Annotated in this window: 16 protein-coding genes and 1 pseudogene; 7 read left to right on the forward strand and 10 right to left on the reverse strand. The window is 56.7% G+C overall.

The features are described from left to right. Nucleotides 1-48: 48 nt before the first annotated feature. Nucleotides 49-2,064 carry a copper-translocating P-type ATPase gene (locus NGM06_RS21115; protein WP_254270735.1) on the reverse strand — a complete coding sequence of 672 codons (2,016 nt, stop codon included), beginning with the start codon at nucleotides 2,062-2,064 and terminating at the stop codon, nucleotides 49-51. Nucleotides 2,065-2,551: 487 nt separating this feature from the next. On the opposite strand from NGM06_RS21115, the pseudogene NGM06_RS21120 reads away from it, so the two are divergent. Further along, nucleotides 2,552-2,662 (forward strand): annotated as a pseudogene (locus NGM06_RS21120) (DoxX family protein); the annotation flags it as partial. Between the two features lie 104 nt (nucleotides 2,663-2,766). Here NGM06_RS21120 and NGM06_RS21125 read toward each other — a convergent pair. Next, a complete protein-coding gene (locus tag NGM06_RS21125; RefSeq protein ID WP_254270670.1) occupies nucleotides 2,767-3,675 on the reverse strand; it encodes a glycosyltransferase family 2 protein in 909 nt (302 codons plus the stop codon). Between the two features lie 221 nt (nucleotides 3,676-3,896). Here NGM06_RS21125 and NGM06_RS21130 point away from each other — a divergent pair, with 221 nt between their 5' ends. Together NGM06_RS21130 and NGM06_RS21135 are read left to right on the forward strand one after the other, a co-directional pair. Then, on the forward strand, nucleotides 3,897-5,333 hold the full coding sequence (locus NGM06_RS21130) for a PAS domain S-box protein (protein ID WP_254270671.1): 1,437 nt from the start codon (nucleotides 3,897-3,899) through the stop codon (nucleotides 5,331-5,333). Between the two features lie 141 nt (nucleotides 5,334-5,474). Beyond that, on the forward strand, nucleotides 5,475-9,344 hold the full coding sequence (locus NGM06_RS21135; RefSeq protein ID WP_254270672.1) for a PAS domain-containing sensor histidine kinase: 3,870 nt from the start codon (nucleotides 5,475-5,477) through the stop codon (nucleotides 9,342-9,344). 405 nt (nucleotides 9,345-9,749) lie between these two features. Here the strand turns inward: NGM06_RS21135 and NGM06_RS24495 are convergent, their stop codons facing one another. Then, nucleotides 9,750-10,097 (reverse strand): DUF7342 family protein, encoded by a 348-nt coding sequence (locus NGM06_RS24495; protein WP_438267640.1) that lies wholly within the window; start codon nucleotides 10,095-10,097, stop codon nucleotides 9,750-9,752. 164 nt (nucleotides 10,098-10,261) lie between these two features. Next, a complete protein-coding gene (locus NGM06_RS21145; protein WP_254270736.1) occupies nucleotides 10,262-11,407 on the reverse strand; it encodes a Fic family protein in 1,146 nt (381 codons plus the stop codon). 541 nt (nucleotides 11,408-11,948) lie between these two features. Here NGM06_RS21145 and NGM06_RS21155 point away from each other — a divergent pair. Then, nucleotides 11,949-13,175 carry an MFS transporter gene (locus tag NGM06_RS21155; RefSeq protein ID WP_254270673.1) on the forward strand — a complete coding sequence of 409 codons (1,227 nt, stop codon included), beginning with the start codon at nucleotides 11,949-11,951 and terminating at the stop codon, nucleotides 13,173-13,175. 175 nt (nucleotides 13,176-13,350) lie between these two features. Here NGM06_RS21155 and NGM06_RS21160 read toward each other — a convergent pair whose 3' ends face one another. From NGM06_RS21160 to NGM06_RS21170, 3 genes are all read right to left on the reverse strand, one after another. Continuing rightward, complete coding sequence (locus NGM06_RS21160; RefSeq protein ID WP_254270674.1) at nucleotides 13,351-14,589, reverse strand: LVIVD repeat-containing protein; 1,239 nt, start codon at nucleotides 14,587-14,589, stop codon at nucleotides 13,351-13,353. Between the two features lie 2 nt (nucleotides 14,590-14,591). Then, nucleotides 14,592-15,857, reverse strand: coding sequence for an LVIVD repeat-containing protein (locus NGM06_RS21165; protein WP_254270675.1), 1,266 nt, complete (start codon nucleotides 15,855-15,857; stop codon nucleotides 14,592-14,594). Between the two features lie 296 nt (nucleotides 15,858-16,153). Further along, entirely contained in the window at nucleotides 16,154-16,591 is a 438-nt protein-coding gene (locus NGM06_RS21170; RefSeq protein ID WP_254270676.1) for a hypothetical protein, read from the reverse strand. Nucleotides 16,592-16,906: 315 nt separating this feature from the next. On the opposite strand from NGM06_RS21170, the gene NGM06_RS21175 reads away from it, so the two are divergent. Further along, nucleotides 16,907-17,272, forward strand: a complete 366-nt coding sequence (locus NGM06_RS21175; protein ID WP_254270677.1) for a DUF8112 family protein — start codon at nucleotides 16,907-16,909, stop codon at nucleotides 17,270-17,272. A 453-nt stretch (nucleotides 17,273-17,725) separates the two neighbouring features. On the opposite strand, the gene NGM06_RS21180 is transcribed toward NGM06_RS21175, so the two are convergent. From NGM06_RS21180 to NGM06_RS21190, 3 genes are all read right to left on the reverse strand, one after another. Next, nucleotides 17,726-19,078, reverse strand: coding sequence for a hypothetical protein (locus NGM06_RS21180; RefSeq protein WP_254270678.1), 1,353 nt, complete (start codon nucleotides 19,076-19,078; stop codon nucleotides 17,726-17,728). After that, complete coding sequence (locus tag NGM06_RS21185; protein WP_254270679.1) at nucleotides 19,071-20,924, reverse strand: AAA family ATPase; 1,854 nt, start codon at nucleotides 20,922-20,924, stop codon at nucleotides 19,071-19,073. Before NGM06_RS21185 ends, NGM06_RS21180 begins: the two co-directional genes overlap by 8 nt. A 279-nt stretch (nucleotides 20,925-21,203) precedes the next feature. After that, on the reverse strand, nucleotides 21,204-22,313 hold the full coding sequence (locus NGM06_RS21190; protein ID WP_254270680.1) for an MrcB family domain-containing protein: 1,110 nt from the start codon (nucleotides 22,311-22,313) through the stop codon (nucleotides 21,204-21,206). A gap of 202 nt (nucleotides 22,314-22,515) precedes the next feature. Here NGM06_RS21190 and NGM06_RS21195 point away from each other — a divergent pair, with 202 nt between their 5' ends. After that, nucleotides 22,516-23,142: a hypothetical protein gene (locus tag NGM06_RS21195; protein ID WP_254270681.1), complete on the forward strand. Its 627-nt coding sequence runs from the start codon at nucleotides 22,516-22,518 to the stop codon at nucleotides 23,140-23,142. 297 nt (nucleotides 23,143-23,439) lie between these two features. Further along, a complete protein-coding gene (locus tag NGM06_RS21200; protein ID WP_254270682.1) occupies nucleotides 23,440-23,994 on the forward strand; it encodes a hypothetical protein in 555 nt (184 codons plus the stop codon). Nucleotides 23,995-24,055: the final 61 nt, after the last annotated feature.

The raw sequence follows: 24,055 nt of genomic DNA on the forward strand, positions 1-24,055 counted from the left end.
TCGTAGCGGTCCTGAACCGGATACTGTTATCCAAACGCGCTGTAATGGCTAGTCCGCGAGTTGGGCCTGCTCCGGCGTCGATGCGCCCGGTAGATTCGGTACCGAGAGGTCGGCCCGCCGAAGTAATTGAGCGTTGATTGCGACTATCACCGTACTCAGCGACATCAGTAATGCACCCACAGCCGGCGAGAGGAGGACACCAATCGGAGCCAATACGCCCGCGGCGAGCGGGATGGCGAACACGTTGTAGCCAGCAGCCCAGAGGATGTTCTCCTGCATCTTTCGATAGCTCGCCTTGCTCAGTTTCACGAGGCGCACGACGTCCATCGGATTGTTCTGGACCAGGATGACGTCGGCCGACTGGACGGCGACGTCCGTCCCGCTGCCGATAGCGATACCGACGTCCGCTCTGGTTAGCGCTGGCGCGTCGTTGACACCGTCACCAACCATCGCGACGAGTTTGCCCTGGTCCTGGAGTTCCTGCACTTTCGTGTCTTTGTCCTCGGGCAGCACTTCGGCGAAGACGGTGTCGATGCCGAGTTCGTCGGCCACCGCATTGGCGACGTCCTCGGAGTCACCCGTGAGCATCGCCACCTCGATGTCCAGGTCGTGAAGCGCATCGACGACGCGGTAGCTCTCCTCGCGGATGACGTCCGCCATCGCGAACGCCGCGACCAGTTCCCCCTCGCGAACGAGGTAGACGACGGTCTGTGCGTTTTCGCCCGCTTCGTCGGCGAACGACGCGAGGTCCGCGGGGACGTCACTGTCGAGGTGGTCCAGAAGGTTCGGCCCGCCGACGAAGATCTCCTGACCGTCTACTGTGGCGCTTACTCCGCGGCCCTTCATCGCCTCGAAGCCGGTAGCATCTGGCGTTTCGACCCCGCGTTCGTCGGCCGCCTCGCGTATCGCTCTGGCAATCATGTGTTCGGAATCGCCCTCGACGGCCGCCGCGAGCCCCAAGGCCTCGGCTTCGTCGACACCGCCGATAGTTGCCATGTTGACGACACCGTGTTCGCCCTGGGTGAGCGTCCCCGTCTTGTCGAAGATGATCGCGTCGAGTTCACGCGCCTGCTCCATGGCGATGCGGTCGCGAACTAGTATCCCGTTTCGCGCGGCGAGGGAGGTGTTGATGGCGACGACGAGCGGAATCGCCAGACCGAGCGCGTGCGGGCACGCGATAACGAGGACCGTGACGACTCGCTCGATCACTGCCGCGTCGAACGTCGTCGCGACGGTCCACGCGATAGCGGTGACGACGGCCGCGCCCAGCGCGACGTAGAACAGCCAGCCCGCCGCCCTGTCCGCGAGCACTTGGGTCTTCGACTTGCTCCCCTGCGCCTCCTCGACGAGGCGCATGATGCCCGCGAGCGTCGTCTCGTCGCCGGTCGCGCCGATTCGCACTCGCAGACTTCCGTCGCCGTTGATAGTCCCGCCGATGACCTCGTCTCCCGGTTCTTTGGAAACGGGTCTGGATTCGCCGGTGATCATCGACTCGTTCACGTCCGAGTCGCCCGCCTCAACCACGCCGTCGGCGGGGACGCTCGCACCGGGGCGGACGAGAACGAGGTCGCCTTCGGAGAGTTCGTTCACCGGGACCTCCTCAGTTTCGCCACCTTCGGTAACGCGTTCGGCGGTGTCGGGCATGAGTTTCGCCAGTTCGTCGAGCGCGCTGGAGGCGCGTCGCACAGACCGCATCTCGATCCAGTGACCGAGTAGCATGATGTCGATCAGCGTCACCAGCTCCCAGAAGAACGCCGATTCGGTCGGGAAGACGACGCTCGCCAAGCTGTAGACGAACGCGACACTGATAGCCATGGAGATGAGCGTCATCATCCCCGGAGACCGGTCCCTCACCTCGGGGATCGCCATCCGAAGGAACGGAATTCCCCCGTAGGCAAAGACGACCACCGCGAAGACGGGGTTGATCCACTCGCTTCCGGGGAACGCCGGGACCGAAAAGCCTAGCCACTGCTGAAGCGCCTCGCTGTAGAGCAGGACCGGTATCGACAGTAGCGTCGAAACGAAGAACCGCCAGCGAAACATCTGCTCGTGACCGGCGTGCATCCCGCCGTGATCTCCGTGTTCATCGTGACCACTGTGGTCCATAGCGCCCTGCCCGCCGCCGTGGTCAACCCGGTGAGCCGTGTGACCCCCCGTCTCCTCGGAGTCCTCGGCCTCTTCCTCAAGCATCGACTGTTCGACGCGGTCGACATCGCCCGTCTCCGCGTTGTCGCCGGGCGGACGTTCGGGGCCGTCGTGCCCGCCGTGGTCGTGCGGCGACCCGTCGTCCGGTGAGGAATTCTGATCGTCCATCGGTTACGCTCTCGACTCCCTGTACGGTAGCGCGCGATAAGGTAGTTCGGTCGGCACCCGAAGCCGACTTCGCGAGTAGGACGAATCGGCCCCAATCCTGAACTCCTCCAATGGGCAGTCGTAAACGATTCTCCACGTAACTAATTCATAAGTTACGCTAATCCATGCGAATACGTATCCATATTGTTTTATTAGCCCTTTGATATCTATTGGAGTCGGGAGTTCTCCTTCCGTTACCATGACCTCCTCTGCTATCTCACCAGACGCTCGTAACACCTTCGAGAGCACCATCGGCGGTTACACTATCGGCGGACGGGCCCACAGTCTATCGGCGTGGTTCGTCCTCAACACGGCGTCTGTCGAGTCACCCTGAACTAGAGAGGAACCGCGTGATACGTTCGCAGCGCAAATCGGATACGTCACTTCTCCGACTTCGGTGACACACCGAGACGATTACGTGACGATTTCGACGTCGAATTTGCTGTGCCAGCGGTAGCGTCGGCCACCCCAGACGAACGTTCGGCGCGTGAGTGCGTAAACCATCAGCGGAACTTGGAGGATGATAGCGGGATACGCCAGCAGAACCGTCCAGCGGCGGACACCGAAGTACGCGTACACACCTGTGGCTAACAAGGTTGTACCGATGCCCGCATAGAGCGGTACGAAGAGACAGAACAGCGCGAGAAGCGACGTAACGAAACCCACGACGACGGTGTCCCAGGGGTTGTGCTGGCGGACGATCTGTGTGAACCGAACGTGTCGTTCTATAGTCTGGCGTATCGTTCCACCGATTTCGACGGGGTGTACTCGTTTGAGTGACGTCGTGTCCAGATACTCCGAGAGGAGACCGTCGTCACTCACGGTTCGTCGGAGATCTCGGAGAAACGATTCCCAATCCAAGTCGTCACGTTCGAACATAACCGCTCCGCCCCACGCCTTGTCGGTCGCGTACGTCCCGAGCGTGCCTCCGATAGCGTAGATCGGTTCGAGCAGGATCGAAAGTGGGTCGCTGCCAACGAAAAAGTAGAGTTCGGAGACGGGGCCCTTCCGGTCGTACGCCTCGTGGAGCGCAGCCAGCCAATTCGGGGGATGGTGGAAGTCGTCGTCAGTCCAGACGAGCCGGTCGTGTGTTGCCTCCTCCATACCCGTAGCGATAGCATTTGCCTTGCCAGAACAGCCTGTGGGTTCGCCGGCCACGACGACCCTCACGTTCCGAAATTCGTCACCGTAGTCGGCAACGGAATCGGTCTCTCGGTCGCAGATGACGAGTAACTCGTCGGAGGGAGTGAGCTGGGTGGCGATCTCCTCGATGGCCGAGGACTGCGTAGTCGTCGGGAGGAGAACGGTTGTCGGCGGGGCCATCGTTATCTGTCGTATCTTCGAGCAGTCGCAAAAAGCAGTTCGATACCATGTTGGTGTCGCGACGTCCACCGTCAGTAACCGCATCAATTAGATGGAAGACCACGGGGTGATTCGAGACTGTCGCCCTAAAACTAACTACGATTTCGCAGGTTACTCGCCTCACATCGGGTAGTAATGGGAAATCACAATCATCATGACCACCCGGTATCTTGGAGACAGCAATGGGGTACTTGGCACGGGGTATCGAACGGGTCGGCGGACGACGCATCATCTTCGCCCTCGGGGGACTCTACATCGTCATCGCCGCCAGCTTTCCAATCACGCTAGCCGTCGGAGAACGGACGGTCAACGACGTGTTTATAATTTCGCTCCTCGTCGGCGCGAGCGGTCTCGCCCTCTCCTACGGTGGCTATCGACTCCCAGAGACCGACGTCCGTCCCGACCTCTATCACGTCGTCGCGGGATGGTGTCTCCGCGCCATCGAAGTTATGGTCGGTGTTCTCCTTTTCATCGCGCTCGTCACAAATATGAGCGACCCGCTCGCGAACTTCCTCATCCTCCCGGCGCTGGCCAGTGTCGCCGGACTCGGAATGGGATACCACGATGGACAGGCCCAAACGCGAGCGGTGGACGCTGAGGAGTACAGTCGTGAACTCGAACGGTATCAGACCATCGTCGAAACCGTCAACGACGGCATCTACGTCGTGAACGGTGACGGTCACTTCACGATGGTCAACGAAGCCTACGCAGAAATGCTCGGGTACGACCGCGAAGAACTCCTCGGCTCTCACACTTCATTCGTCGCGGAAGACGCGGAGACCCTCGCTGACGAAATTCGACGCGATCTCGTAGCGGATGACTCCGAGACAGGAACATACGAGGCGACGTTGCGGACTGCGTCTGGTGAGCAAATCGAGGCCGAGGCGACCATGGCACTCCTTCCGACGCGGGATAGTGACGGCCACGACAGGGTCGCTGTCGTGCGCGACGTGACCGAGCGCAACGAGCGCGAACGCCAACTCGAACGCCGGAACGAGCAACTCGACAACTTCGCGAGTCTCCTCGCTCACGAGCTCCGAAACCCAGTCAATATCGGCCAAATCTACAGTCAACAGCTTCCGCAGGAGAAGGCGAACCCGCAGGCGGTGGAGTACGTCACGGAGGCGTTCGACCGCATCGAGGACATGATCGAAGTTATGTTACTCGTGGCACGAGGTCGAGAGGCAGTTTCCGAGTGTTCCACGGTGCAGCTTGCAGATGCGGCACGGCAAGCGTGGGACGAGGCGGACACGTCCGAAGCGACACTGGAGGTGACGACCGACCGGACGATAGAGGTGGACGACACATACATTCGCCACCTGTTTCGGAATCTGTTCGAGAACGCGGTCGAACACGGCGGGGCCAGCGTCACTATCACGGTCGGCGACCTTCCGACTGGCTTCTACGTCGCCGACGACGGTTGCGGTATCGAACCGGACAAACAGAAGGTCGTGTTCGAGACGGGATACACGTCCTCGGCCAGTGAAGGAGGGATGGGATTAGGGTTGACGTTCGTCCAGGAGATGGCAGACGTGTACGGATGGGACTGTTCGGTGACGGAGAGCACCGATGGTGGGGCGCAATTCCAGTTCGAGAACGTAACCAGTACGCACGTGTAACCAAAATAATTCGCACTACGTTTTGAACAGAACTACGGTGCAGATTATGGATACAAGACGGGTAAAAACGACACTGTACTCGTCCAGGGAAGCAACCCTCTAAGGGACATTCTTTTTGCCGTCAAATACGGACATAGGTCAATGAGTTCGGGTCGAACCTCCTCCGAGGACGTACTCGCTGCCGCTAATCGCGTAGGGGTGGCTGGTGAACCCTTTACGGCCAGCGAAATCGCGGAGGAGTTGGGGTGCGCTCAACGTATCGCGGTAAACAAACTTGAGGAACTGGCCGAGCAAGGTGACATCGAAAGCAAAGAGATTGGCGCACAGAACCGTATCTGGTGGCGACCAGCAGATCGTGTCGAATCCTCTGAGAATAGGGAAAGTCTCGAAACCGAACTGGAGGAAGTCTTTGGCCGAATTTCGGACGCCTTCTACGCGCTTGACACCGATTGGCAGTTCACGTACGTAAGCGACCACGCCGAGGAACTTATCGACTACCAAGACGAGGGGCTCGTCGGCAAGGACTTCTGGGAGGTGTTCGAATGGGCCGAGGATTCGATACTCGGCGAAGAGTACCGCAAGGCGATGGAAACCCAGAAGGTGACCTCGTTCGAGTTCTACTACCCCGACCCGCTCGACGCGTGGTACAAAGTCCACACGTATCCCTCTCAAACAGGGCTCTCAGTGTATTTCCAGGACATATCCGATCAAAAACGGCGCGAACGAGCACTTGAAAAGAGCGAACACCGCTATCGGACACTTGTCGAAAACTTCCCCAACGGTGCTGTTACCCTCGTCAACGAAGACCTCCAGTACCAGACCATCGGCGGTAAACCAATCACCAATGGTGCGACAATCGAAAATCTCGAAGGGAAATCGGTCCGTGAGGCGGTCCCGGAAACGTTGGCCGACGAATTAGTTCCGCGCTATGAGGCCGCATTCGAAGGCGAATCGAGTTCCTTCGAGACCGAATCCGACGGCCGCATATACCAAATTCAGATTCTTCCAGTACACGACGATGATGGAGAAGTATTCGCGGCTCTGGGGATGTCTCAAGACATAACTGAACAAAAGCAAAATCAGCAGCAGCTTGCTGAAAGCGAGCGTCGCTACCGGACGTTGGCTGAGTACTTCCCAAACGGCATCGTGACGTTATTCGATCACGACCTCCGATATACACTTGCAGCTGGACGCGGGTTCGAGAGTATCCCAGTCAAGCCGTCCGACCTCGAAGGGAAGCAGTTCGACGAGGTCTGGGATGACGAGACTGCCGAAGGACTCAGACCTGCCTTCGAGGCTGCGCTCGATGGCGAACAGCGAGCAGTCGAACTTGAGTACGTTGGCCGAGAGTGGGTAGTCCACGCGGTCCCCATTACCGACGAGCGCGGCAAGGTGTTCGCAGGCATGACCATGGCCCAAGACATCACTGAGCGCAAAGAACGCGAACGCGAACTCCAACGCTATCGGGAGTACACGGACAAGGTGCTCAACGCCATCGATGACGTATTCTATCTTCTCGACGAGTCCGGAACCCTCCAGCGATGGAACGACACCCTCTGCAAGGTAACTGGTTATCAGAGCGATGAAGTCGAGTCCATGCAGGCTCTCGAGTTCTTCGACCAAGAGGCCCAAACTGAGATAGCAGGCGCGATACGTGACGGATTCAAGACCGGCGACGTACACTTTGAGGCGGAGATCGTAACGAAAGGCAGGGACAGAATCCCGTACGAGTTCGTCGCTTCCGCGCTTGAGGGTCCGGACGGCGAGCGCGTGCTGGCGGGCATCGGTCGGGACATCACCGACCAGAAAGAGCGCGAACAGACGTTACAGGATGCGAAAGAACAGTTAGAAGCAGCGACTGAAGCCGGTGCCGTCGGAACGTGGGAGTGGAACCTCGTAAACGACGAGTTCGTCACGGGAGCGTCGTTTGCCCGAACGTTCGGTGTCGACCCTGAGGATGCTCGCGAGGGTGTGTCTGTCGACCGTCTGCTTTCCTCCATCCACGAGGATGACCGTGAGCGCGTCGAACAAGCAATCGAGAACGTGATAGAGTCCTGTGGCGAGTACGAGGAGGAGTACCGGGTCTGGAATGCCGACGATGAACTCCGGTGGGTTGTCGCCCGTGGACACGTCGAATGCGACGAAGATGGCAATCCCATCCGATTCCCCGGTGCACTTACCGACATCACCGACAGAAAGCGAACCGAGCAGGAACTTGCGGCCCAGAGGAAACAACTTGAGATCCTATTCGAGGTGCTCCCGGTCGGCGTCATAGTCGCAAACGGAACTGGCGATATCATTGAGGCCAACGAGGCCGCAAAAGACATCTGGGGCGTCGAGGAGTTCGATGCAGAGACGGTGTCAGAATACCAGCAATACCGGGCGTGGTGGGCGGACACCGGCGAACGGATTAACTCCGAGGAGTGGACGCTGGCTCGCGTGCTCCGGGGTGAAGAGGTTGAGGACCCCGACGTCTACGAGATTGAAACGGCGGACGGCGAGCGCAGGACCATCATGGCTCACGGGATGCCGATTCGGGGTACAGACGGCACGGTCTCACGGGGGGTCGTGACGCTGACGGACATCACCGAACGCCGCGAATCCCAGCGCCAACTCGAGGAGTCTGAGCGCAGGTATCGGACGCTCGCCGAGAACTTCCCCAACGGTGCTGTCGGACTCTTCGATGAAGACTTGAAATATACAGCGGTCGGCGGGCAACTCCTCGATGAGGTCAGGATTACTCCTGAGGAGCGAATTGGAAAATCCGTCTACGAAATCTATCCGAACGAACTCATTAGCGAAGTTGAGCAGTATTTCCACGCTACACTCGACGGCGAAACGAATTCGTTCGAGACGCAGTATCACGGCCTTCACTTGTTTAACCACACGCTTCCAGTCAGGAATGCCGACGGGGATGTCTTCGCAGGGATGGTCGTCGTCCAAGACGTCACTGACCAGCGAGAGATGGAGCAAGAACTTCGTAAGAGCGAAGCAAAATTCCGGACACTCGCCGAGAACTTAGAGGAAGTTGTGTGGATGTCCGACCCCGAGACGAGAGAATTCCTGTACGTCAATCCGGCCTTCGAGGAGATTTGGGGACGGGACCGCGAGACGCTATACGAAGAGCCGCGGTCCTTCCTCGACGGTGTACACCCCGAAGACCGCGACCGAGTCCAAGACGTCTACGAATCGATGCCAGAGACGGAGTCCGATATCGAGTACCGAATCGTCCGACCGGACGGCGATGTCCGGTGGCTCCACGTACAGTCTGGACACGTCCGCGACGACGACGGCGACACAATCCGCATCGTCGGCATTGCCGAAGACGTCACCGACCGAGTAGAGCGTGAGCAACAACTTGAGGAGACGGTCGAACAGCTCGAGGAGTCCAACGAACGCCTCGAGAGTTTTGCCAGCATGCTCGCCCACGAACTCCGCAATCCGGTCACCATCGGCCAAATATATAGCCAACAGCTCCCGGCCGAGACGGACGCCGAAGCGGTCGAGTACGTGACCGAAGCGTTCGACCGGATCGAGGACATGGTCGACGTGATGCTAATCCTCACGAGAGGCCGTGACGCAGTTGGTGAACAGACTACAATTCAACTCGCAGATGTCGCACGAGAGGCTTGGGGCAAAGTAAACACGCCCGACGCACGTGTTGAGGTTGATATAGACTACACGATTCAGGCCGACGAAACGTACATCGAACACCTGTTCCGAAATTTATTTGAGAATGCTGTCGAACACGGTGGTCCAGACGTGACGATTACGGTCGGTGAACTTTCCGACGGATTCTACGTTGCCGACGACGGGGTCGGGATCCCAGCAGACGAACGAGACACCGTCTTCGAAGCGGGGTATACGACTGCTGCCGAGCAAGGCGGTACCGGATTGGGGCTCGCCTTCATTCAGAAGGTAGCCGACGTATACGAGTGGGACTACACTGTGACGGAGAGTTCCGATGGGGGAGCGCGATTTGAGTTCACGAATATAACGACCAGCCGTTGATGACCATACCGTATAACCTAGCGTTCAACTAGCAACGATTGTTTCCAAGGGACATCAAGAGTATCACCACGGGCTTCACGACTCAGTATAGACGGAAGACAACGGTGTGAAAGTGCAACTTCCGCCTTCCGACGATGTGAGGTTCGCCGCCGGGGCACATAAATAGTAGAATTAAATATTGGATGGTCAGATACTGGCATAAACTCGTCAAATAACCAATTCCAGAATAGGCTAATTTGTATTTGCTTATTTCACCAATAGACAATCTATTGTAGAGTCGTGATACTGGTTTGGCACGCATCCTCTAAAGAAGCAAAGACAACTTTAGTGCGGCTTAACCAACGTATCGGAGTATCAGACTGTTCTGTGGGTTAATACTCGAAGAGACACTGAGTGGCCGCCTCCTCACCTGTAACCGTCGTGACCGTCGGATGTCGTTGCAGAACGTCCTTCAGCCCCTCGTACACTGAACTGCTTGTCGTTCCTGATAGCCCCATTCGTATTAGGCAGAGAGGCGTCACGCTCGGTCACCCAATCGTATTCGTTGAGTGCTGCCCGGACGACCGGGATGCGCTCTTTGAGATGCTCCCACTCGCTGGCAACCCCCCGTCGTTCCTCAATCTCCTCGGACTGGTCGTACTTATGCAACACGGCACTGCTTGAAGCGGGTGAGTCAGGATGTCTCAAGCAGCGAGCGTGTGCGCTGGACGTAGCTGTTCGTCTCCCAATTTCGAGCGGTGTTGATGTCGTCACGGAGCGTGGATGCTTCGTCGGGCGTCAATCAGACTGTTCGAACGAATTCTGCGATGAGCGTGGACGTCGTCACAAGTCGTGTATCGGCAAACAAGGCGTGAATCAATCAAACGAGTTGAATTCACTACAAAGGAAGAGTGCGGCGTCGGTCTCGTTGGCGGGTATTACTGGAGGATGTCGAATACGTCGACTGCTTTGTACTCTTTCCCGCGTTCTTTCCCGGTTACTTCTTCGATGAGGCCATCTGCTTCGAGGTCGTCGACGATTTTGTAGGCAGTGCGGCGTGAGACATCGAGATACTCCACGAGGTCGGGTGCCGTGAAATAGGGGTACTGGAGCAATTGGCGAGCGAATTTATCCGTACTCGTACTGCCTGGGTACTCCCTTTCGTATCGTTGTTGGAGCTCACGGAGTTGGTGGGTCCGACTGTATGAGGTTTCGGCTTGCGTACGGAGTCCCTTGATGAAGAACATGAGCCACTCGTCCCACGCGCCTTCCTCACTTACCGCACGCATCCGTTCAACGTACTCGACTTTGTGGCGATTAAAGTACGCACTTGGGTAGATGTATGGACTCTCCAGATAGCCCTCGCTCGCTAGGTAGAGAATGATGAGAAGGCGGCCAAGCCGACCGTTGCCATCCGAGAACGGATGTACTGTCTCGAAGAAGTAGTGAATGATAGCGGCGTCGATGAGCGGATGGTATTGCCCCCCCATCTGGATGTACGATGCAAGCGACTGCATGAGTTCATCAAGTCCCTCTGGGCTTGGTGGGACGAACGAACGTTGTCCCGACTGTGGGCTCGGTAAATGAACCATGTGGTCGCGGAAGTTACCGACGACGTCCCCGTCGTTACGGACGTCTTCGAGGAGCATCAAGTGAAGTTCTTTGATGAGTGAGAGTGTGACCGAACTCCCGCTTTCGATCTCCTCGAGTCCATATGTTAGTGCGTTCTCGTAGTTGAGGGCCTCTTTCAGGTCTTTCTCGATTGTGGTGTCAGTCTCGCCAGAGGGGTGTTGTGTATGGTACGCTTCGACGTCCTGATATGCCACGTCTGCGCCTTCGATTTGGGCGGATTCGACAGCTTCGATACGAATGAGCGAGGTGTAGAGGACTGCGGAGAAGTCTACCGTTGAGCTAATTCCGTCCACACGGCCGATTTGATACGCGGCATCGGCAACGAGGTCATGGGTCTGATCAGATATCTCGATTTTCGGCTCTATTGGCAGCGTCTCCGGCGAATAGTATGGCTCTGGATGATATGGAACGTACTTTCCTGGGGCGCTCTCTGGAAGACTTCGCGTCGGCATCTCAGTGACACTCTTTTCTACCCCCATTGGTATAGGTGTTTTTATAGCCTGTATACGAACGGCCTGGTGGAGACTACTCGCGTGAAAATATGCGTGAAGAGTATACGTACACACACCAACACGCAATCTTCATGTATGGCATATATAAGCGGGTATACGGAGAACACGGATTCTAAGGTTAAGATGTCGTTTGAGAGGTGCGGTTGCACTTAGGGCCCTACTGCTGACGGCTCGGATATCTTCACCGCCACAGCAAACACGTGGTGTTAGTTGGATTTACTCCGTGACCGTCGGCTAGACAACTGCACTTCAAAACATCTCCACCGGTAGCCAACCCAGAGAGAACGGGACTGCTCGTGACCGTGACTCCATCTCCTCGGACTTCCACGTCTCGTCGAACGAATCGAGTACCTCCTGTGGAACGTTGAGGCTCGTTCGCATATGCGACCTTCCGTTGAGAGCTACCTAGGCCCTGTTATTACGATTCCTCAGAATCAAAATAACGGAACGTAATTGAGTCTCTCTTATCGATGTCCGAATAATGGGTCGTCTCTCTGGGTCTCTCTGGAAAGAATCAGCACGTGGGAGTATCCTCAAATACTATCTCTACAAGTCCACCAAAGCGGTCGAATTCTACCGGCCGATTATGTACCTCTTCTTCCTAGCACAGGGACTCAACTTCACGCAAATCGCCATCCTCGAAGCGATATATAATCTAACAACATTGGTCGGTGAAATACCGACGGGGTACATCGGAGATCGCGTTGGTCGACGGAATAGCCTTCTTATCGGGACGGTGCTGATCGCTGTAACGCTTCTGGGGATTGGCCTTTCTGAGTCGTTTTTCACGTTGGCGGTTCTCTATGTCTGCTGGTCTGCAGGATACAACTTTAGATCTGGGAATGAGGGTGCGTGGCTGTACGACACGCTCACAGACGACCTTTCGGAAGACGAGTTCGCACACGTTCGAGGGCGAGGAGAATCTGCAGCTCTCGCGGTTGGTGCTGGTGCAGCCATTGTTGGCGGGTATCTCGGGAGTATCGATCTCTCGTACCCGTGGTTTGTCGCAGCTGCAGTTACGGGGTTCGGCGCCGTGGTACTGCTCACACTAGACGAACCTGAGACGTACAAAAAGACAGACACGGACGAGTTGAGCTTCCGCCGAACCGTTGGTATCGTCAAGGAGGTGCTTTCCAAACGGAATCTCAGGGCATTCATTCTCTATTATTACGTCCTCTACGCCGCTGTGACGTACCTCGTGTTCGTTTTTCTCCAACCAATATTCCAGACCGTCGTTGTCGATTTAGGGGTCTCCCCCGAACAAGTCGAATCTCTTCTGGGGTGGTTCTACGCAGCGTACAGTCTCGTCGGCGCGGTACTCAGCTACTATACCGGTGCGATCAAGGACTTCATCGGTATCCAGACGTGGTTCATTATCCTGCCATTCATCGTCGGTGCAGCACTGGTCGGGATGTATTTCGTTCCGATACTTGCGCTGCCGACCTTCCTCGTCGCTCGAGGGCTCTCGGACGTCACACGGTCGTTCGCTGGACAGTACGTTAATAACCGAATCGAAACGCTCGGACGCGCTACTGTGTTGAGCGCTATGGCGATGATCAGCGGCTTAGCCGTCATTCCATTTCAACTTGGAAGCGGTGTTCTCTCGGACTATGTGTCTCCACTGTTTGCGCTAGCTGTCGGAGGAGTTGTCCTCATCGTTGGTTCTGGAGTAATCCTTTTGTGGGAACCTCCTGTAACCGAACAATGATATTACCGGAGGCTTCGAAAAACGACGATTTTGGTCTCCCCGACATTCTGGTCTCGTCCGTCTGAGTTACCAGCGACGACCTCAAACGGTCACACCATCGATTAGTCTTCGTGTTTGAGGATGTGGCAGTGCCACGGGTATTGACCCGTAAAGTTCGTGGACAGGGTGACGACACTCACCGCATCCCCGGCGAGTCGGGTCGGCCGGTACCATCGAAGCCCGGCGAGTCCCTGCGGCCGCGGTCACTGTGAAGGAACACGAGACCGCCGCCGATGTCGCTCGCGACGGTGAATCCGCGTGCGGCGTCAGCACCCCAGAACGACGTATCGTCGGTGTGATAGCTGGCGATGGTCTCGGGGTTCGACGGGTCGCTCACGTCGTGGACCGTCACACCGCCGTTGTACCACGAGGCGTGGAGCTGGTTTGAGGTGACGTCGAAGTTGTGTGACGTGCGGAACGCATCGACGTTCGGCGGTTCGATGCGGACGAGTTTCCGGGGGTTGTCAGGGTTCGAGATGTCCCAGATTTTGATGCCACCGTAATCGTCGTTGTCGGGGTTTTCGACACCGACTTCGCCGGGGAACGTTTCAGCGCCGACGTAGACGTAGTCGCCGTCTGGCGACGGCTGGACGTAGTGAGCATTGCCAGGTCGTGTGAGGTAGCGCTTTGAATCGAAACCCGGTTCGTCCGCACCGGGCGCGTCGCCGAACTGCGCCACCAGTTGCGGATCGGTCGGGTCGCTGACGTCCGCGACGACGATGCCAGCGTCCCAGAACGCCTGATAGAGGAGGTCGTCCTGGACGTAGATGTCGTGACACGGGCTGACTCCGCCCATCGCGAACTCGGGGAAGTCGTCTTTGAGGCGGTACTCGCCGACGACGTCCGGGTTCGTCGGGTCGTGTACGTCGACGATGGTGGTGCGGGCCTCGCTGAACGCCGCCTCGCCAGACTCGTTGACGGTGAGGTAGGCGTAGCCGTCAGCGAGGAAGTTATTGTGGATGTGATGGCCGACATTCACGAACTCGATCTCGGTCGGGTTAGTCGGATCGCTCACGTCCACGAGCGTGACACCCGGCCCACCGTTGCTTGCCAGGCTAACGAGGTCACCGTCGACCTTGGCATCGAGAATGCCGCCTGCCGGATCGGATGCGGTCATCGACCCGACGAGTTTCGGCCGGGCCGGATTACGCCAGTCGACGACGGCGAGGCCGTCGCCCGTTGCGACGTACGCGTAGTTGCCCTGTGTGGAGACTTCGAGCGACCCGTCGACCGCCTGCTCGCTAAACAGACGGAGCGTATCGTCGGTTGACCTCTGTGCGTCTCCGGGGACGCTGGCACTGCTGAGGTCCGCGACGCTGGCGAGGCCGAATACGCCGGTCGCCTTCAGGAGGTTGCGTCTGGTGGAACGGTGCATGGTCACTGTCCTCCCTTCGCTGCGGCGGGTGTGACTTTGAAGACGTAGATGCCGGTGACCATGTCGGACACGACCGTGAGGTCGCGCTTCGCGTTGTAGTTCGCACCCCACGCCATCGGCGCCTCGCCTAGCCATCCTGGACCTTGGGCTTGGTCGGCCATGTCGTCGGTCGCGTAGCGGTCGGTGAACGTGGGGTCTGTCGGGTCGCTGATGTCCCAGACGACCGTTCCTTCGTGGTACGCGCCGTCGACGAGGAGCGAATTGTTCCCCTTCGAGATGATGTCGTGGTTGTGCGTCGTCCAGTCGTAGGTTTCCAATGGGTCGTCGCCCTGATACTCCGCGTTCGGAGACGGTGTGTATCCAATGGGTTTGGGGTTCGAGACCGAGCCGTCGCCCCAGCCGATGTCGAAGATGTGTTTGCCGCCGGGTTTGCCGTGGCCAATTTCGTCGCCGACGACGGCGATGCCACGTCCGGGGTCGCAGTCGGCGTAGTGGCAGTTCTCGAACGCCTCCTCGCCCAGCGGGACGTCCTCGTAGTCCGGTAGGCCTTCGTAGCTGAAGCTCCCGGCCATCTCGGGGTTCGCAGGGTCGCTGACGTCCATGATGACGTAGCCGTCGAAACCGCCGCCGATGAACGCGAGGTGTGCGAGGTCGTTCTCGGGGTCAACGACGATGTCGTGGAGGTCGGCTTCCGGGCCGAACGTACCGACGAACGAGGTATCGGTCGGGTCGCTCACGTCGAAGACGCCCATGCCGTGATGTTCGGTGGTGTACACGTACGACTCGGTCGGGTGTGGGAAGAGGTTGTGCGTCGACCCAGCGTCGAGCGTCCCCAGAACGGTCGGGTCCTCGGGCGTCCCGTCAGCGTAGCCATAGTCGATGATTTCGACACCGGCGAAATCGTCGTACTCGTCGGAATTCGGCTCCTGTGACCTGTAGTAGAGGCCATCGCGGCGGCCGAACTTCACGTCCGCGTTGCGTACGTTCTCGGATGAGGGTACCTGGTGTACCTGAGTCGGGGTCGTCGGGTTGCTGATATCGACGAGGAAGCTACCGCCTGTGCCGAAGAAGCTCCCCGTGAGAGCGTACTTCCCGTCGTCACGAACGTCTCCTTCTGTGTATCCGCCCGGTGGATCCTCGAGGAGCGAGTGTCCGAGCTTCCTGATTCGTCCTTTTTTGGACTTTCCGCGTGCCGCCGCCAGTCCTGTACTTCCGATTGCAACCGTGCTGCCCAGCAGTTGGAGCAGCGTTCGCCTCGTTTGGGTCATGGAGTGATCCATCTCAGCATTCATTCGAGAATAATTGTAGTTAATTAGCCATTAAAGACTGTAACAATACTCAACGATACCATGGATTCATTAGGACTCGCCTACATATATTTATAGATTATCCGGTTGTGTTCCCTTCAAGATTAAGAAAATCTCAGAAGGAGTATACTTAAAGAGTCCCTGAAAAGATTCTATTTGATAGTGAACCCACAGTTATCAACTAGCGACTTCCGCTCATTTCGAACTCGATATAGTTGCCACTCCGAGACGGATGGATTGCTGACAGAGACAAGGCCTTAGGACCGATAGCCGATTGTGTAGTGGCGCAACACCCCAGCGACCGTTCCGACGACGACCCCAATTCCTAGCAGTATCGCCAAGTATACCCCGACCATCGTGAACGAGTAGACCTGCGTGCCCACCACCAGATAGACCGCAGAGAAGACAACTCCAGTAACGAGTCCGTATCCGAGTCCAGCAATTGCGTAGTTGTGGACCGACGGTGTCTCAAGGAAGTACCACGACACCCCCATAACAGCCACAGTCAGGGCCACACAGAGCAGGTAGAAGTGGAAATACGTGTGTCCGATAAGGAATTGCAGCGTTTCACCGACCCCTCGGGGACCGCTCAGATGTTCCGCGATGAACGGGAGTACATAGCCGACTCCGAGAAGTACTCCCGTCAGAGTGGCGTTCCGAACTCGACTACGATGACCAATTGAAACCGTCTTCATCGACGTTGAGTATGGGTAACTGCCCAGAATGTAAAGTCTTCGGCAGTTCTCACTGAGACCGTGACGCGCTCCGCCAAGCGTTCCCCTGACCGCCGAGGAGTGGGTCGCTGTGGCCGGTGATCGGGCTGATGTTCTAGTACGGGGTAGCGGTCGCGTTCTGGGGTGTGTTCCAGTATCTGGTGAATCCGCTGACCGTGCTGTTGATCCTTCTTCCGACGGCGTACGCGGTCTGGCTCGTCAAGAAGGTCGAGGGACAGTACAATATCGTGGATGGAATGCAACCAGGTAGCTGGCTACGCAGGCGGCCCGTGACGGTTGGTCTACTCAGAGGAGACCGTGCGTGTCGAGACCGACGTCGAGCAGGTCCTCACGGGCCTGCAGGTCGGACTGGAAGGTGCGAGAGGCACCTGCTGTTGGTGTGGCCAGGAGTTGCACGACGGCCACTGTGTGACGGTGTACGCCTACCGGACCGCCGGACATGACGAGTGGAACCTCCCACGGATCTACTGTCATGACTGTAACGGCGGGAAGATCGAGACGCCCACGCTCGGGACGGTTGAGGTTGTCGTGACTGCCTTCCTTGGTGTGATGCAAGTGGCGGCGTCGCAGACGACTCGGTTGGTGTTGACGGGTGTCGAGGTAGAGGAGTACAGCGGGCCGGACGACGGAAGCGAGGGATAGTGGGCGAGTCTGGGTGGGACTACTCTTCTGGTTGTTAGTTGCTGGTACTTGCTAGTTAGTCCAGCAGGCGCGAGCGATGAGACGGACTATGATCTCTCGCTAACCAATGAAGCGAGTTTCGTAAGCGGGTTTCATTGGTTAGTAGTATTACTGGTACAATCTGTCTTCTCACCACTTGACGACCAAGCGGGTGGTTTCCGAGCGGAAAGAGTCGAAATGCGGTCTACCGCTAACCAAGGAATGCTATCCAGTGGAGGGCATCATTGATTAGTAGCGATGGTACCCGGCGCTCGTCGAGATTCAGATGGCAGAGGTGATCGTCGAGGCGTATCAGGACTTCGAGCACGAATTGCGTGAGCAAACTGGGATTCTGATTGAGTTGAAAGTGGGAGAACTAGTAGGCAACGAACCGGAGAATAGACCTTGGGACGATTGGCGGATTCACACTCACGACTAAAGGAACTGAGAAATGACGTCTGTTAGTGTCGACTCAAGCTCTGATGCCTGCAGGATTTTCATCTCGTTGTCCCGTTGCTCGTCAACGGATGCGGTTTCCTCAGCCAAGTCCTGGATTACTAAGAGTCCGTTCCACCCACTTCCGAAGTAGTCCTCGTTGACTTGTTCGTTTCCGTAGACGAACTCTTCGTCTTGCCTGAGGAAGGCAAGATACTCTAATGTCTCTTTTATCCCTTGCCGAATCGTACTCGTGTATGTGCTGTTCTTGACCTCCGTAATCAGATAGTCACGGTCGCTCTCCGTATGTTTGATTTCGACGGCAATCAAGTCCGGACGTCCTGTTTGAGTCCGAAAGTATCGGTCCTCGAAATACTGGTTTGCAACGTTCATGCCGGTCGTGTGGACCTTCTCTGTACGCGAGAGATGGTCCTTATCGGTGTCAGGGACGGGACGGAAAGATAGGTTCCGGTCACGAGCCGAGTTGTCGTGGTAGACTACGATTTCTGACTCACCGTCACCTTCGAGCCGTGCGATTTCCTGCTGGCCAGTTTCTATGGTCTCGAATTCAGCGCTCGTCTCGCGAAGTTCTTCCAGCGTAGCGATGAACCGGAACAGGACGAACAATTCGAGGAGAGTATCATCGTCGTCCGGTGTGATTGCCGTCTCTGAGAGAAGACGCTCAAGCTGATCAGGGTCACCCGAGAAGATTTCACGGCGGACTTGTAGAAGCTCGGCCGCTTTCCGGTAGACCTCGTGCCGTGACTCGCTCGCGGTATTGAGCATCCGATCTGTCGGCTCGTAGGCCTTCGGCTCCCGAATCCGTCGCACGTGAACGTTTTGCTCGACAATGCGCTGTAGTTCGTTGATGAGCGGAGTGTTCCAGCGGTCGTTGACCCAGGCGTAATCTTTCTGGAGGTACTCCTCAGCTTCCCGTAGTGTTTCGTGGATAACCGCGACTAACCGCTTGAAGACGAGGTTCTCTGCTGTATCGTAGCTCTCAGTGCGGTTTTCGCAGACGAACGTCGACCGATCACCGGGGTTCTGACTGTACCGGCGCTTGATCGTCGCGGCCCAGTTGATCTTCCCGTCGATCGTCCCGCGTTTCGTACGAGAGACTGATTCAGTCTCCGTTTTGAGGTTTCGAACGCGCTGGGGAAGTTCCTCGACGAACTCTACGACTTCCGGCAAGAGGACGAAGTGGAGGTCAAGGAGACGCTCGTACTCCGAGAACCGCTCATCGAGTGCCTCAGGTTTAACCGCTGCAGCGAACTCACGCTCGGAGAAAGCGCCGTTCATCACGTATGTGAGGATGTCCTCAGTCAGGTGATCGAGGAGTTCCTTCCTATTCATCCGTATCTTGGATAGCCGCAACTTGCAGCATGTCTCTCGAAGCCCGGTCCAGTTGCCGGGCTTCGATCTGATCGACGTTTGCAAGGCTTCGGACGACGCGGTCTCGTTTCGGGACGCCCTCCAGTTGCGGGAGAACGTAAGAGATGACGGCCTGGGTGAGCCGGTGACTCCATGGGACGGTTCGGGTCTCGGTGAGGTACTCGAGAATGTCTTTGACGACAGCTGGCCCGATAGCGCGGTCATCGATCGCACCGTTAGCTGCCTGCCAGACCTGTCCCACGTCTACGAGTGGCTGGCTACTTTGGGTCTCGTCGATGTCCTGGACGCCGGTATTCCAGACGTCATCGTAGTCCTTGAGGAGACTCCCAAGGCCTGCGTCATTGAGCGTCTCAAGATCGGGTGCAGGAACTCGGATGAAGGAGAAACGGCGCATGAATGCATAGCTCATCTCGTAGAGCGAGGTCTTGTCGTAGGTGTTCAAGGTCGCGAAGAGACTCCAAGAATTCGGAATACGATACTCGTGCTGCAGGTAGACAGAACGCTCGTCAACCGGAGCAAGATCGACTTCCTTCCCCTTCTTAGTATACGGGAGTTGAACCGGTTGCCCGGAAAGAACCGTGAAGAGTTGACCGAAGGCCTTGTCGATATCGGCACGGTTGAGTTCGTCGATGACGAGCGATTCGTTGCGCTGGACGTTCGTGGAGCGTGTCTTGAACCGGTTCAGGACGAGGCCTGGAGTGAACTCGAGGTGATCACCGTCACTGCCGTCCTCGTTAGGCATGTAGCCACCAACAGTGTCGAAGGTCGACCAGTCGGCAGTCGCGGTCGTCACTTGCGACCCCGAGTAGAGGTGCGGGTACTCCTCAGCGAGATAGTTGGCGACCCGGCGAGCGATCTCAGTCTTGCCCGTGCCAGGAGGGCCAGTCAGAATAATGTGCTTCCCCACTCGAAGCGCTCCTTCGATCTGGGCGACGATCTCCTCGCCTATGCTACTGGGGAAGTAGAGTCCGTCGAGGATTTCGTCGGGATCAAGTTCGCCGTCGAACGACTTATCGATCGCAATCGATGGAACCTCGTGAAGTTTGTCCGTGAGCGCTGTGATGATTCCACGAGCTTGCTCACCATTGAGGGGTTTAATCATTTGATACCGGGGGAAGCCCGATCCACTCGCTTCCCGGCTGATTTCGTCTGCCTCGTCGAAGTCAAGCGAATTGTCCGTGAGCAACTCCAGATCAGCGTCAACGGTCGCTGATGATTTTGCGTAGATATCGTTGGTGAAGTCGATTTCATCGATATCTCCTGTCGCGTACAAGCGCTCGAAAGCGACGAGGTACGGGAACGAATCGTCTTTCGGACGACCGTCTCGTTCGTCGAACCACCACGTCTTCTCGTCCGGCTTAGTAGTCTTGGCACGGACAATTCCAGCACCGATTATACCAGACTCCTGGTTCTGGAGAGCTTCCCAACCGGGTGAGCCTGTCGAATGGAACAGGATAACGTCGCCAGCCTGTATGTCTTGCCAATCGTTTTGGTCCCCTTCTTCTAATCCGAGTGCTGCGTATTCGTAGGTAGTAAGCCAGTAGTCCGGCGGAGCGGTGAACTTGTAGACGGTCGGCTGAGTGTCTGAGACGTGTTCTGCAAGAGGGTGATCGTCGTCTAATTCATCTGTGCCGTCTGTGTCTGTGGGGACAGTGTAGGTTTCCCGGAGAATGCTGTTGAGTCGTGGCTGGCTGAGAGGTGCGCCGCGGATATCCATGTCCGCCTGGAGGATGCGGAACCACGCGAGGAACAGCATTTCGACGGAGGAGAACCCACGATGAGAGCCAACACCTAATTCGTCGGCCATCGCTTCGAGGTCGGACTCTATAGACTCGTACACCGCACGGAGCTGATCGAACTTCGCGGCAGTACTCGGCGATACTTCGGCCGACGGCTTGAATCCGTCTAGAGCGACCGCCCAGTCCTCAATGATAGCCTCGCCGATGCGGTGTCTGAGCCACGCAGTATCCTCGGACGCTCGTGTAAGTCGTTCGCGGACATCCTCGAGCGCCTCATCGAGCGTATCGTACTCGTCTGCTGGCTCGACTATTACACCCTCCTGCGGATAGATCTTCTGTCCCGTAATCTACTCAAGGAACTCTTCGACAGAGTCGAATTCCGAGAAGAAAGTCGAACCGTCGCGGTCGAAGTTAAGCGCGCTGTAGGTGTCGTTGGGCCACCCCTTGAAGTCTAACAGGTCCCAGAACCACTCTCGGTCGAGTTTGGCCTGATAGATCGGTTCGAGGAACATTACGTGAGGGAACGTTCTGTCTGTGGCGTCTCCCCAGCCAACTGCGTCGGTGAACTCTCTCGCCGTATTCGGGTCCAGGACGGTCGCGTGAGCGACGCGCGCTAAGACCGTGTAGTCACCGTCGCGACGACCATTACGGTCGGCGAATAACAGATAGTCACCCTCTTCGGCGGCCTCGTCTTCTTGATTGCCCCAAACCCGGAGGTTCTCCTGATCGATCGGTGCTTCGTAGACACCTTCGAGTCGTTCTCGAGGGACGCCTTCTACGATCGTCTGTTCGAAGTTCGTCCGAATCGGGCCGTCTCCGGCTTTCACCGGGACTTGGTAGACGGTTGGTGTCGATTTCGGCTCGGGCGAAGAATTCACAGAGATGTACTTCTGATATCCGTCTACGAGCGTCCGAAGATCACGTTCTAGCTCATCGTCGTCGGGTATTTCACCCAACTGGTAGCGCTTGTAGAAGATGGTTCCTGGCCCGTAGAGTTCGTTCCGACTTGACGCGTTTGGGAACTCTAACGATCCGGCTTTGAAACCTTTTGGCTGAATCGTCTTCCGCACGTCTCTCGCGGTCTCCTCCAACTGATTTCGGGCTGCCGGAGTCCCTAGCTCGTCCTTCAGAGTCGTGACTCCCTGATTGAGGGTGAGTGTTACGCGGTCCTGTTGTGGCTCGAAGAGGTAGACGACGTAGACCCCATCCTGAATCTCGGTCGTCTCTCGCGGGTCCATAACCGCAACCCAGGGAATAGCAGTCCATCGGCCTCGTCCGGGAGACGATTTTACGACGACATCTTCGTCACCGAGTATCTCCTCGATCTGTTCCGGAATGTGGGTCTCTATATCCTTGCGCGTGACGTGTGAGGTGAGTCCCTGGCCGATCTGCTCGACAGGGTACTCAGCGACGACACGGTGAAGTAATTCAGAGAGTCCCTCAGAAGGCAAACTCATAGCGAGGGCAACGAAATGAAGGGCAATCAAGATTATCCTTCGGCGTTGGCCTCATCTATTTTCCAAGAATGTACCTCGAAAAGTTGACTGTCTCACTATTGGATAACGTGACCCACTGGAGTGACCTCAAATAGGTATGAATAGTAGGCTGCTTCTCTATTAGAGGAAAAACTATTTATATATGATATGCATTAGTGGTGGTATGGTCTCGATAAGCGATACCGAACTCTTCGGCATGGTTGTAGCGCTGTACCAAGAAAAGAACGACTACGCAACCTACCAAAAACCGGACTCAAGAGATCGACTCACAGAAACCATTCACGGCCTCCAAGGTGATCTTCTACATTACCACAACGTCGACATCGTCGAGGAAGTTGGTCATCCCGATGAAGTGTTCGTTACTGTCCGAGACGTAGCTACCCTTACTGGCTATTCTCAGGACAATGCTCGGAGACGCTTGGACGTTCTCGTCGATGAAGGTCTACTCATCTTCCACGGTGATGTTCCTGGTGAGAACACCCAACGCCTCTATCTCCCTGCCGATCTGCCAGTAAAAGAGAAATTCGCTAAACTCCACGAACTCGATGGACGCAGCATTCCACCGCAACTGACTGACCGGACTTCAGTCACACCAGGCGACTTCGACCACGCTGAAGGAGGAGTCTTCGTGTACGAAGAAAACCCGACGATAGGTGTAGACGTGGAAGCACCAGAAGACTGGTCAATTCGAGCTTACGTCGAGGACCAACTGAGTAAGAATGACCTCGTCGCTACGGACCTCGATAACTTCTGCTACAAACTCCGACAAAAAGCTGAACTGATAGAATAAGGCGTAGGCCCCGTCCCGTGGGCACTTCTCCGAATTTCTCTTGCGATGCATCTTGACCGAATGGGTCTGAAATTTGTCGGACTTTGTGGACCCGTCTTGTTCACGTTCAAACTCTAGGTAATGGACGTGACTCTGCAGGGTATGAGGATTCCAGGTACGAACTAGGCGAGCATTTAGAAATCCTGGTTCAGTTGTCGGTCGAGGATTTGTTCAATACCAGATTGATGGAACGTAGGTTTGGAGTATGGAGATATCCCCCTCAGAATTTATATGTCTTGAATATATCCATAATACGTGATGTCACAGAACTCAGACTCACTCCGGAGTGTCGGTGTTATAGTCGGTGTATTCGCAGCGATCGGTGTCGGCCTCGGATTAACGGGATTCATCAGCATCGGTTGGATTGAAGGCACCTTCACGAGCGCGGACCAAAGCGGGTTCGCTAACTCTCTCGGACAGATGTTCGTCGGTCTCGTTTTCCTCCAAAGTGTGATAATCACGTTCTTCACCGGGCCGACAGTCGCCGCCCTCGCTGGACTCGTCACGGGGATCTCGAAGACCAGCAAGACTCGAGCTGCAGGAATCAGTGGTATCGGTGCGTTCGTCGGTTTCTACATCATGGTGCTGATAGCCATCTTGGTGATGTCGATGGCATATAGCACGAGCGGAGGTAGCGGATCCGGTGGCTCAGGTTCCTTCGATTTAGTCAATACGCTCGTGACTGCTGCGAAGGCCGGAATTCCGACTGCTGCGGTCGGCGTCGTTGCTGGCTATATCGGGAGTCACTTCGAGGGGATCAACATCTCTCTCGGACAGCAGTCTCCTTCTCCGCAGAGTATGTCCGACGACTAACTTCAGTTGAACAAGCCATTTTCGCTATATCCTGGACCTCGCGACGGGGGATGCGCGGTTC

Source organism: Halorussus aquaticus (assembly GCF_024218795.1).
GTDB classification, from domain to species: domain Archaea; phylum Halobacteriota; class Halobacteria; order Halobacteriales; family Haladaptataceae; genus Halorussus; species Halorussus aquaticus.

Excerpts from the sequence above, each read along its gene's own strand:
- NGM06_RS21145 (WP_254270736.1), bottom strand. The coding sequence starts at position 11,407 with ATGCCGACGCGAAGTCTTCCAGAGAGCGCCCCAGGAAAGTACGTTCCA.
- NGM06_RS21180 (WP_254270678.1), bottom strand. The coding sequence starts at position 19,078 with ATGAATAGGAAGGAACTCCTCGATCACCTGACTGAGGACATCCTCACA.
- NGM06_RS21160 (WP_254270674.1), bottom strand. The coding sequence starts at position 14,589 with ATGCACCGTTCCACCAGACGCAACCTCCTGAAGGCGACCGGCGTATTC.
- NGM06_RS21200 (WP_254270682.1), top strand. The coding sequence starts at position 23,440 with ATGTCACAGAACTCAGACTCACTCCGGAGTGTCGGTGTTATAGTCGGT.
- NGM06_RS21170 (WP_254270676.1), bottom strand. The coding sequence starts at position 16,591 with ATGAAGACGGTTTCAATTGGTCATCGTAGTCGAGTTCGGAACGCCACT.
- NGM06_RS21115 (WP_254270735.1), bottom strand. The coding sequence starts at position 2,064 with ATGCACGCCGGTCACGAGCAGATGTTTCGCTGGCGGTTCTTCGTTTCG.
- NGM06_RS21130 (WP_254270671.1), top strand. The coding sequence starts at position 3,897 with ATGGGGTACTTGGCACGGGGTATCGAACGGGTCGGCGGACGACGCATC.
- NGM06_RS21195 (WP_254270681.1), top strand. The coding sequence starts at position 22,516 with ATGGTCTCGATAAGCGATACCGAACTCTTCGGCATGGTTGTAGCGCTG.
- NGM06_RS21190 (WP_254270680.1), bottom strand. The coding sequence starts at position 22,313 with ATGAGTTTGCCTTCTGAGGGACTCTCTGAATTACTTCACCGTGTCGTC.
- NGM06_RS21185 (WP_254270679.1), bottom strand. The coding sequence starts at position 20,924 with ATGGCCGACGAATTAGGTGTTGGCTCTCATCGTGGGTTCTCCTCCGTC.
- NGM06_RS21165 (WP_254270675.1), bottom strand. The coding sequence starts at position 15,857 with ATGACCCAAACGAGGCGAACGCTGCTCCAACTGCTGGGCAGCACGGTT.
- NGM06_RS21125 (WP_254270670.1), bottom strand. The coding sequence starts at position 3,675 with ATGGCCCCGCCGACAACCGTTCTCCTCCCGACGACTACGCAGTCCTCG.
- NGM06_RS21135 (WP_254270672.1), top strand. The coding sequence starts at position 5,475 with ATGAGTTCGGGTCGAACCTCCTCCGAGGACGTACTCGCTGCCGCTAAT.
- NGM06_RS21155 (WP_254270673.1), top strand. The coding sequence starts at position 11,949 with ATGGGTCGTCTCTCTGGGTCTCTCTGGAAAGAATCAGCACGTGGGAGT.